Raw genomic sequence first — 11,270 nt, forward strand, 5'->3', positions numbered from 1 at the left:
CCTATAGTTTCAACGGCTAGTAATAGACGCAAGTTCGTTATCAATTTCTTTTAATAACGCATATTTATTTATAGTTTGCATGTTTTTTTGCGTATTCACTATTTCAATGTAATCTTCACTTTTACCGCCAAAGCGATGAGCTAAGTTTGCTATATCGTTAGATGTGAGTGTTTGAGGATTTTTTGAAATTAAGTTTTGCATTACTACCTGTATCAGTATGTTTTATTTTATAATATATGGACATTATTTGACTATTATATATAGAATAGCGGCTAAAACTAGTAAAAAAGTATTTTTTTGAAAGGTGTTTTGTGTGCATAAGTTTAACATTTTGGGATTAGACCCCGCAGCTGAAGAAATAAAACCTGCTGCAATTTATGCTGTTTTAGCGCCTTTAGACAATTTTTCTATTGAGTTTATATTGCATTCAATAAGCCCCAATGATGTGAAAGAAAATATTTTTATAGTCTCTTCTCAGATAGAGTCATTCTTTGAATCTTCTTGTTCGAATTTACTACTTGATGCTAGTGAGCAAGGCCGAGTACATTCTTTTTCATTTACAAAAGAAATTAGTGAGTGGAATGCAAAACGCATAAATAAAGGGATTATTAAAGAGTTAAGTGCGTATGAAAATATAAAAAATGCTCTAATCGTTGTTCATTTTAGTACTCAGCAATTACGTGATACCACTGAACAGCAATTTGAAACGCTTATTGAGCAATATAAATCATTTTTAATTGATACAAATACTAGTCTTCTATTTTTAATCTCAGGTCCTGAAGTTGCTAATTATCGATTTTTAGTAAGGCGCTTAAATCAACTCTTTAGCGGCGTTGTGTTTGTCGATAATGATTCGGCTGCACGAGTACTTGAGTACGACTATTGGAGACACAGCACAGGGGTATTATCAAATACTCACTATCAGTTAATTTTGCAAAATGATCGGTTAGTTGTAGAAGAAGGGAAAATAGAAACCCAAACACTTAGCAATAAACATTTTAATGATGAAGATGTTGTGTGGTTAGTACAAAACTCAGTACCAGAGGGAACAAAGCTGCCTGCAAATTATCATGTTGTAAAAAGTAACAGCGATTTATTTGAAAAAGGTCCTCAGCTAGAAGCCGCAACATTAGTATTTTCGGTTACACGCTATACCGACTTATCTGAGTTGGGTAAACAATGTTTTGAATTGAGAAAAAATTGTGGTCGTTGGTTAAAACTCGTGATTCAAAATGTAGATGGGATTATCAGGCACCAAGACGAGTGCTTATTTTTAACGCTGGGTGTTAATCTTATTTTGTATAGCTTTTCCGAACCTTCTCGGTTGTTATCGCAAATTCAGTCGATCCAAGGCTTTCAATTTTCTCGACCATTGCCTCCATCTGTTGAGCATGTATTACGATATACTGAAAACACGTTTTCAAAAGGTTACTTACCATTTATTGATTTTACTCGCCAAGTTGAAGTGCACAGTGACTCGGCGGTTAATTTAGGTGTCAGTGGGGTACTGGTTGTACTTGAGTTATTACCAAGAATAGATCCTATTCACCCACTTCATCTATTTCACATAAAACGTGAAGGTGATGTATTTAGTGTTGCTGAAAACAAAGTTTACTTGTATCTACATGCTTGTAGAGAAAATGATGTAATGAATGCGATTAAACATTTATTCAAATTAGAAACCAGTGATTTTTTTGCTCAACAGAGCATTATTTCGGACCACTTCTATATTCAGCAAGAATGTAAACAATTACGCCGATATTATAGAGATAAAGATGTGAGTGATTTTACAAATCAACTAAAAGAAAATGACAGTTACAAGTTCGATCCTGCTTTAGCAAAAAATCCCAGTATTGATATTGCTACGCCTGAATTTTTCACTCAGGAACGCCCTGATGCAAAAGCTTTTACAATGAAAGTTAAAGAGCTGTGATATGAGTATTAATCAACTTTTAATTACAGCATTAATCTCGGGGTTATTTGGTGTTTTATTGTGCCTAATTGGCTCTTACATAGTATCTAAATTAAAAAAGTATTATTACAAAATGACATTTAAGCACGAAGTGCTAGAACCCTATACACCTAAAAATAAGGAACGTAAGTGAAATTGTCTGGTCTAGGGGTTTGGAATCTCTATTTTTTAGTTAAATTTGCCCTGTATTATTACGGCGTAATCGATTTTAGTTTTTTGAGCAATGCTGCGTTGGCCGCTTTGTTAGTAATACAATTTAAAAATGCGCGAGTTGAGAAGGTTAAACACATTATCGCACTGATTATAGCTGTGATTTTACTGTATAAAGATTCGTGGTTACCTCCCATTAATCGTTTAATTAAACAGGCTGGTAACGTTCAAGATTTTAGCTTTGATTATTTTATCGAACTAGTTGGGCGGGTAGTTAATGTCGATATGCTACTTGGCTTATTCATTATTGTTGTTTTATTTTGGTACAGCTCTCAATGGATTCGGTTTACTACAGTGACTATTATTGGCTTGGCGTTTATTGGCTGGCAAGGTCAAAGTAACTCATTAGATATTAATGAAAGCCCTACAGTGGTTAATAACAGTAGTATTGCAACTCAAAGTAAGGCGCCTGTTGTAACAACCCAATACCAATCGCCCGACCAAAAGCTTAGTGATTTTTATCAACAACAAAGCTTATTAACAAGTCACTTTCCAAAGGAATACAATGGCGAGTTGTTTGACGTTATTATTTTAAATATTTGTTCTATGGCAGTTGCTGACTTAAATTTTTTAGGTATTAGCGTTACAGACATGTATAAAGATTTTGATGTGGTGTTTCCTGATTTCAACTCAGCCACATCATATAGTGGTCCAGCAGCCATTCGATTATTAAGAGCAAGCTGTGGACAAACAAACCAAGCGTCTTTGTTCAAAGATGCGCCAGAACAGTGTTATTTATTTAAGAACTTAGAAAAACTAGGCTATCAAAACAACGTAGTGATGAATCACGATGGGCATTTTGATGAATTTAAAGGCCTAATAAATAGATATGGTGGCTTAGACAGCAAGCCATTTAATATTGATTCTATGCCTATTGCTCAGTATGGGTTTGATAATAGCCCTATTTATTCAGATGGTGCGGTTCTAAACGGCTGGCTTGACCAACAAGCTAAAGACTGTAAGCCTTGTGCAATGTACTACAATACCACGAGTTTACACGATGGTAATCAACTTGCTAATAGAGCCCGCATGAATAGCCAGCAGAGTTATCCTCTTAGGCATGCAAACTTATTTTCTGATATTAATGGCTTTATTAAAAACCTAGAAAAACGTGGTAGAAATGTAATGCTGATGGTAGTACCTGAGCATGGTGCTGCACTAAAAGGAGACAAAGTACAATTTGCTGGTTTGCGAGAAATACCAAGCCCAGCTATTGTATCAGTTCCAGTTGCAATTAAATTTATTGGCCCTGATGTGCAAAACTATTCCCAAATTGTAATTGATGATTCAATCAGTTATTTTTCATTGTCAGAATTAGTGAGTAAAACATTGAAAACTAATGTTTTTGGTGGGAAAAATAGTATAGCAAATTTGTTAGATAATTTACCGAAAGCTCCAAAAGTTGCTGAAAATGCAGATACTATAATGATGTATGTTAATCAACGACCATACATACAATTAGATGGCGGTGATTGGTCTGAATACCCACAAGGTGATTAATTTTTATTAAGAACTGCAATAGCAGTAGTGGCATATTTCATGGAGTAAATATGTTATTGCTGTTATTACGTGAATAAATCCATGTATCTATTCATTTATTATAAATACTAGTATTTATAATAAATGTTTACAATAAACTACCTTCTCATTGCCACTTAGCGTATTATTCAATTAATATAGTTTTCCTTCCTTAGAGGATGTATGCGTTTAGATATTCATTGTGCTGACAGAATCGGTATCGCCCAAGAAATTCTCAATATTTTAGTTAATTACAGTGTTGATCTAAAAGGAATAGAGGTTGATTCAGTTAATTGTCGTATGTATGTAAGTTTCCCTGAAATTGAGTTTGAACAGTTCCAGAAAATAATGCCATCAATTCGTTTAATTGATGGTGTTCATGATGTACGTACAACCGCTTTTTTACCCTCTGAGCGTGAGCATAATGAGCTAAACACATTGCTTCGAGCATTGCCCGATGGTGTTATTTCTATTGATGCCAAGGGTTGGGTACGCTTATGTAACGATGCGGCTTGTAAAGACTTACAATTGAGTGAAAAAGAGGTTATTGGTGCAAATATCAATAATTTGTTGAAAGGCTTTAATTTTACTCGCTGGTTAGAAAGTAAAGAAGTATTAGGGCAAACCACCAGAGTGGAAGTCGCTGGTGAAGACTTTATAGCCGATATTTTACCTATTGCTGTGCCGCAAGGTGGTGAAGGTGATGTACTTGCCGGTGCTGTTATTAATATAAAATCACAAAGCCGATTAGGTCAACAAGTTAGTGCATTTAGACGTTACGGACAAGAAAGCTTTGCAACTATTCATAACTTTAGTACTGCTATGCGTCGTGTTGTTCGCGAAGCGCGTAAAATGTCTCAGTTAGAAGCACCAATACTAATTACGGGTGAAACAGGAACCGGTAAAGAGCTATTAGCACGGGCGTGTCATTACGCATCTAATCGCTCAGTGAAGCCTTTTATTGCGCTGTCGTGTGCTTCACTTCCTGATGATGTTGCTGAATCTGAGTTATTTGGCTACGCAGGCTATGAAGAAAATGCAGCACCTAAACGCGGCGTACTTGAGCAAGCCGATGGTGGGACTGTATTTTTAGATGAAGTGGGCGAAATGTCGACTCAACTGCAAACTAAGTTATTGCGCTTCTTACAAGATGGTACATTTAGAAAAGTAGGTGATGAGAACGAAGTTAAAGTTAATGTTCGTATAGTCGCAGCTACTCAAAAAGACTTACCTGCTATGGTGCAAGAGGGCGTGTTCAGAGAGGATTTATACTATCGTATCAACGTATTAACATTAGATATTGCACCACTTAGAGATAGAAAAGCCGATGTTGGGCCACTCGCAGAGCATTTTATTCAAAAATATGCACAGCAAAATGGTCACGCGGTGCCACTGTTATCTCAAGAGTGCTTAAGCTTTTTACAACAGTATCCTTGGCCTGGAAATGTACGCCAATTAGAAAATGCAATTTATCGTGCGGTATCTTTATTAGATGATAGTGAGTTACGAGTAGAGCATTTACAGTTACCTACGTTTACGCATGACTTAGGGTATTTAGAATCTGATTTTGAAGGTTCACTGGATCAAGCGGTAAAACGTTTTGAAGCAACATTATTACGCAAACTTTATCCAGCTTATCCAAGCTCACGACAGCTCGCTAAACGTTTAGGTCTTAGCCATACAGCAGTTGCAAATAAGCTACGAGATTACGGTATTAACCGTAAAACAGTTAAAGTTTAAAATACGGCAATATTTAAAATAGGGCGCTAATTAATTTTTAGTGCCCATATTTTTTTTGACACCATCAATGGCAATCGTCTTTATACCATCTTCATCAAATTTCATAACAATACTGGCATTATTACGAGCAAAAAAGTAACTTCGGCCATCTAACTCAATAACATAATTCCCTTTCACTTGATCACTAAACTGTTGTTTTTTTAGAGTGATGGTGTGCTTGCCTATTGTCCAATCAAACGCTTCTATAAATCCATTATTAAATTCTTGAACCCATACTTGGCTGCCGTCTTTTGCAAGCGTGATGGCGACTGAGTAAGAACTAGGAATTTGATCCATTTCATAACTCTTTGAGCCAATAGTAAACTTCTTAAATTTTTGTTGCCAAGCAAAACCAAATTCAAACGATTTTTCTACCCCTGTAGAGTAAGTAATAGAGCCATTACCGGGGAAATTAAAATCGGCTAACGCGTGGTGGCTCACTGTTAAGAATATACTAGCAATAAGGATGTTTAATTTTGAATTCATAAGTAAGTTCTTAGTTGTATTTATAACCTCAGATTAAAGTAGAATATTCGTCTTAGCAAGTGCCTGTGTTACACTCAGGTAAATTGAACTGGTAAGACCTTTGCTGTGAACTTATATATTCGACTTCTTTTATTATTTTTTAAAATTAAGCGTAATCATCAATATCAAGACTTACTTGATACAGTAGATATTGATTACAAAGCACTACCAACTGATTGCGATATAAATCTGCATTTAACAAATTCACGTTATTTAGCCATGATGGATTTGTCACGTACATGGATGACGGAACGAGTGGGTTTGCTTAAGCAAATTTTGAAACGCCGTTGGTTTCCTATTGTTAATGCTACCGCTATCACGTATATCCGTGATATTAAACCAATGCAACGCTACACTATTAGTACAAAACTAGTTGGTTGGGATCATAAGTATTTTTATATAGAACAAAAATTTCATTCAGCACGAGGCTTACATGCTATTGCTTATGTACGCGGTGTGTTTAAAAGTAAAAAAGGCATTGTAAGTATCGAAGAAATGCTTGAAGTCGCTAGTTTTAAAGGTATAACACCGATACTACCGAGTGAAGTTATGCATTGGAAAGAAATGCTTGAACAGAAAAAAGCAAATAACTTACCCAAGTGATTAGTTAATTAAAATAAAAAAGGCCTTTCGGCCTTTTGCACACACATGCATTAAAGCATTTTTAAAAATTATACCTAACCCCAAACATGGCGACTACTGGGTCCAGTTCAACGGTTGAAGTGAGAGCTTTTGCGCCATTAGCATATACTGTTGCATCAGTATCAATATCCATAATTGATACCATTGCATGTAAACCCCATTTTTCATCAATTTTATAATTTGCACCTACTTGTGCTACAAATCCAAATGAGTCATCTAACTTTACTTCTACATCATTTGTACCAAGCGTTGTTTTAAGCGCTTGCGACGGTTGCTCATCAAAGAATGTTGTATAATTAACTCCAATACCCACGAATGGTCTTAATGCATAACTTGTATCTAAAAAGTGATACTGAGCAATAAGTGAAGGGGGGAGTTGTTTTATATTCGCGATTTTATTACCCGCTAGCCCACCAGTACCATTAACATCATGCGAAAATGGCGTTGCTGCAATAAGCTCTAGCACCCATTGGTCGTTAAATGCGTAGTCAAGCGTAATACCTAGTTGCGTATCAGAATCACCTTTTAGACCTAAAGTCGGTGCTTCGTTAATTTTTGAGCTGCTGTTATCAGGGTTAATGTTAATAGCACCCACATTTACGCTAAAATTGGCGTGTGCAGCAGGAGAAAGTGCTAATAAAGAAGTCAGTAATGCAATACTAATAGTGGTTTTCATGTTGTTCTCCAAGAACTACTTTTTGATTGACGCTATTATTGCAGTTTTAAAATGTTCAAAACCTGTTCTAGATCAAAGTTTCAAAAATGTTTGAACGTTGTGAAGTGTTTTATTGATTTAGATTAATTTTGATGTTGATTAGCGACAGAGATACTTGACTCTTGATTTCTTAAATAACTAAAAGCGCTGTTCTGAATGTGTTTAGTGCGTGCAAGTTCAGGTTTTTAGGTAGCAAAAGTTATAAATCCCCCTTAACCAGAATCGAGAAAACAACGTCTCTTTTTTCATGATTAGGCTCTGCCTTACCTGATTGCCACACAGTTTGCTGTAAATTTAACCTCAAAAGTTAAACACCTTATAATAATAAAATATAAAAAATAGTCACAGCTGTGTATTAATACTGACATCGCTTAGTCATAAATTCAGGCTTTAATAATAACTCAATATTTTCGTGAGTCTCTTAACTAAAGTTAGGGCTAAGCAATAAAGGGCGTTTGATATGGCTATCGCTATTTTTGATAAAGCAATCAGTGAAAGAGAATTCCAACGCGACGTTGTTGCATATTTACAAACGCTTATTCGATTTGAATCTGTTACACCTAATCAGGCTGGAGCAATTGATTGGCTTACTAGAGAATTGAGTGACTTGGGATTACAGTGTGAGCATTTTAATGTAAACGGCGTGAGTAATTTAATCGCTTCAATTAGTTTTGGAACCGGACCATGCGTCGCCTTTTCAGGGCATATAGATGTAGTACCAGCAGCAACAGGGCAATGGTTAAGTCCACCTTTTGCAGGGAATATTGTATGTGATTCAGTGTATGGTCGAGGCGCTGCAGATATGAAAGGTGGTGTGGCTGCAATGCTTAGCGCAACAAATAATCTGATTAATAATAGCGAGAATAAGCAAGGAACATTGTATTGGCTTATTACATCTGATGAAGAAGGCGAGGCTGAATTTGGCTCTCAAGTAATCGTTAATAAACTGGCCGAGCAAGGTGTTGTACTTGATGGCTGTATTGTTGGAGAGCCAACCAGCCATATGTGCGTAGGTGACACTATCAAGAATGGGCGAAGAGGTGCACTCTCTGCACGCATTAAGGTAACAGGTAAGGCTGGGCACGTGGCTTATCCTGATAATACGATCAATGCAGCTTTTATAGCTGCTAAAATAGTTAATTACTTGAGTGAACAAACGTGGCAACTTGATGAACAAAGCTCAAAAACCACATTGCAAGTAACGGGTATTAATATTGATAACGTTATTGATAATCTTGTGCCAGCTTATTGTGAGGTTACTTTTAACGTGCGTTATAGTCATGCATATAGCAGCGAGGCGATTAAAGCGTTATTGACACAATCGCTTAGTGAGTTTGCCCATTACTTTACAATAGAGTGGGAGCGTCCGTGTGAGCCATATTATACAGCAGACACTCATGACTGGAGTTTACTTTCTCATGTTGAGCAGGCTATTTACAAGCAAACAGGCTGTTATCCACTGCTCAGTACCAGCGGTGGAACATCCGATGGGCGTTTTTTTGCAAATAACCACACTCAAGTTATAGAGTGCGGTGTGCGTAATAATACGATACATCAAGTAAACGAACATGTACCTATAAGTGATTTAGTAAAAATAGAAGCAATTTATAGCTCTTTGCTCGAGCAGGTTTTTTTAAATTGCTAGGGCGTGTTGACCTTTTGAGGTTGTATTTGTAATAGTGTGTTTAACCTGAACTCTACTTGAGATAGATTTATCCAGAGTTCAGGTTATTTAATCGGCCACGTCTATGCAATGCCGTTACTGTGCATAAATAGGCAATGAGATAACATGAATGCCAAACACATGCTGTAATAAATTTTTCTAGTTTTTGCACTAGTTATTATTTTTTTAAGTAACGTTTTGCTTTGTTCTCTTTTACGCTTTCCAGGTCGACTAAAACCAAGCCGTCTATACAATTGTTAAAGTCGGGATCAATACTAAAACTTAAAAACTGTACGCCACCGGGCATACAGAGCTCAGTGTATTGCTTAAATAATGTGGGGACTTGCGCTCCCATATTGGCTAGTACGTGCTTAAGCTCTACAAAATCTTCTTTCACATTGTTGCCACTGAACACTGTTTGGCATTGTGTTAGTTGTTGATCGCTTAGTCTAAATTCATTGTTAGGCATTGCTAGTTGCACATTGTTTTTGTAGTAATGTTGATAATAATAAACAAGCATGGCTTTTGCCTGCTCTGGTAGGGTATTAGGTACGGTTACAGCGCCAAATAAGTAACGGTATTGTGGGTAGTTTTTAATAAAGGCGCCGATACCATACCAAAGATAGTCTAAGCTTTTACGTCCCCAATACTTTGGTTGTACAAAGCTGCGACCAAGCTCAATACCTTGGTGTAAGTAGGGGGTCATGGCCTCTGTATAGGAAAATAAGCTATCGGTGTAGAGCCCTTTTCGTCCGTGTTTTTTTATTATATCTTGCGCACAAGCTAATCGGTATGCACCAACGAGTTCTAATTGAGTAGGATCCCATAATACAAGATGTTGATAATCCATATCATATTTATCTATATCTCGACGCTTACCGCTGCCTTCTCCCACTGCTCTAAATGCAATTTCCCTTAATCGACCTAGCTCTCTAAACACCGCAGAGCTACCGGTATATTGATAAAGGTGAATATGCATATCGTCGATTGTTTTACCCAGCAACTGGCATTGATCAATCGCTTTTTTTAGCTCTTTTCTGCATTCAGGTATAGCAAGAGGCATTTGTGTTTTTAGTGGTAACGGCTTTTTAGACGTTAGCCTATAAAGCTGCTTACGAATAAGGTTTACAACTTCTTTATCTTTTAGATTTTCTATCAAATAAGACTCAGGCGGAATTGAAGCTCCAATTTCAAACTCCAATGACTTTTGACGTTGCTTAAACATTTCTTTGACCAGTAGCAAACTCGCTAGAGGCTTATAAATCATTGATGTGCCATAAAATAAAGGGCTGTTTTTAGCTTTTATAAAAACAGGTAAAATGGGGCTGTTGGCTTTTTTTGCCATACGTAAAAAACCGCTATTCCACTTGCAATCTTTTATGCCTGTGGGGCTCAAACGAGAGACTTCACCGGCTGGGAATATAAGCAGTGCACCTTCGTTTTTTAAGTGTTGGTGGATATTATTGAGTTCTTGTTTTTTACTTGTTCCAGATAAGTTATCAACGGGTAGTAACAGTTCATGCATGGGGGTAACCGACATCAGCATACGGTTAGCTACAACCTTTAAATCTTGTCTAACAGTTGAGAGTACTTTAATAAGTGCAAGTGCATCCAAAGAGCCGATAGGGTGGTTTGCAACAATAACCAGCTTACCTTCATTGGGGATATGTTCAATTTGTTTAGGTTTGTAGCGTGTATCAAAATCAAGCTCATCTAATACCTGTTCAACAAACTCTAAACCTTGCAAGTGAGGGTAAGCATCACCAAAGGCAACAAACTCCTGTTCATGTAACAGATACCCTAGCCCTTTTTTTACAAGGCCTTTTACTTTTGGTGATTTTTCTAATTGTGGTAAATTTGCTGCAATCACTTTATCAATACTAATCATATAAACCTCTTTCACGCATTGGCATGTTTACCATTTACTTAGAATAAAAAAAGGGTGTGACAGTTACTTTGCAGTTGTGTGACTTTTTAAAGTGCGAATTGAGCCAGGGCATGTTTATCTTTTGAGGTTAAACATCCGCAGCCCGTAGGACTCTGCCTAGGGGCAATTTACTCTTTGTTGCTCGGTTTTTATACCAATCAGCTTATATATGGGGTCTATTTAACGTTAAGAAAATTACGCTAGGACTAGGCAAAAATTTTTGTATCTAGTTGTTCTAAATAAAAAATTTTTAACGACGTTATAGTGCAATTTAATTCGTTAAATTGATCAAAGATTTATGCAGGTTGGTATTACTTAT

Annotated in this window: 9 protein-coding genes; 5 read left to right on the forward strand and 4 right to left on the reverse strand. The window is 36.6% G+C overall.

Annotated elements, in window-relative coordinates; all coding sequences use genetic code 11:
- Positions 1 to 9: 9 nt before the first annotated feature.
- A complete protein-coding gene (bcsR, locus tag DC53_RS03160; protein WP_007376902.1) occupies positions 10 to 201 on the reverse strand; it encodes a BcsR/BcsP family cellulose biosynthesis protein in 192 nt (63 codons plus the stop codon).
- Positions 202 to 313: 112 nt separating this feature from the next.
- Between bcsR and bcsE the strand changes: the two genes are divergently transcribed.
- The 3 genes from bcsE to tyrR all read left to right on the forward strand — a co-directional run bounded on the left by bcsE (position 314) and on the right by tyrR (position 5,440).
- Positions 314 to 1,933 (forward strand): cellulose biosynthesis protein BcsE, encoded by a 1,620-nt coding sequence (gene bcsE / locus DC53_RS03155; RefSeq protein ID WP_033031542.1) that lies wholly within the window; start codon positions 314 to 316, stop codon positions 1,931 to 1,933.
- Between the two features lie 168 nt (positions 1,934 to 2,101).
- Complete coding sequence (gene bcsG / locus DC53_RS03150) at positions 2,102 to 3,682, forward strand: cellulose biosynthesis protein BcsG (RefSeq protein WP_007376905.1); 1,581 nt, start codon at positions 2,102 to 2,104, stop codon at positions 3,680 to 3,682.
- A 201-nt stretch (positions 3,683 to 3,883) separates the two neighbouring features.
- Positions 3,884 to 5,440, forward strand: a complete 1,557-nt coding sequence (tyrR, locus tag DC53_RS03145; RefSeq protein ID WP_007376906.1) for a transcriptional regulator TyrR — start codon at positions 3,884 to 3,886, stop codon at positions 5,438 to 5,440.
- A gap of 30 nt (positions 5,441 to 5,470) precedes the next feature.
- Here the strand turns inward: tyrR and DC53_RS03140 are convergent, their stop codons facing one another.
- On the reverse strand, positions 5,471 to 5,965 hold the full coding sequence (locus tag DC53_RS03140) for a hypothetical protein (protein WP_008134718.1): 495 nt from the start codon (positions 5,963 to 5,965) through the stop codon (positions 5,471 to 5,473).
- Positions 5,966 to 6,070: 105 nt separating this feature from the next.
- Between DC53_RS03140 and DC53_RS03135 the strand changes: the two genes are divergently transcribed.
- Complete coding sequence (locus tag DC53_RS03135; RefSeq protein WP_033031543.1) at positions 6,071 to 6,607, forward strand: thioesterase family protein; 537 nt, start codon at positions 6,071 to 6,073, stop codon at positions 6,605 to 6,607.
- A 61-nt stretch (positions 6,608 to 6,668) separates the two neighbouring features.
- Here DC53_RS03135 and DC53_RS03130 read toward each other — a convergent pair whose 3' ends face one another.
- A complete protein-coding gene (locus DC53_RS03130) occupies positions 6,669 to 7,322 on the reverse strand; it encodes an OmpW/AlkL family protein (RefSeq protein WP_007376909.1) in 654 nt (217 codons plus the stop codon).
- A 499-nt stretch (positions 7,323 to 7,821) separates the two neighbouring features.
- On the opposite strand from DC53_RS03130, the gene dapE reads away from it, so the two are divergent.
- A complete protein-coding gene (dapE, locus tag DC53_RS03125; RefSeq protein ID WP_033031544.1) occupies positions 7,822 to 9,006 on the forward strand; it encodes a succinyl-diaminopimelate desuccinylase in 1,185 nt (394 codons plus the stop codon).
- A 196-nt stretch (positions 9,007 to 9,202) separates the two neighbouring features.
- Here dapE and olsF read toward each other — a convergent pair whose 3' ends face one another.
- Entirely contained in the window at positions 9,203 to 10,912 is a 1,710-nt protein-coding gene (olsF, locus tag DC53_RS03120) for a bifunctional ornithine lipid synthase OlsF (protein ID WP_007376911.1), read from the reverse strand.
- Positions 10,913 to 11,270 lie beyond the last annotated feature (358 nt).

Source organism: Pseudoalteromonas fuliginea, assembly GCF_000690055.1.
Classification (GTDB): domain Bacteria; phylum Pseudomonadota; class Gammaproteobacteria; order Enterobacterales; family Alteromonadaceae; genus Pseudoalteromonas; species Pseudoalteromonas fuliginea.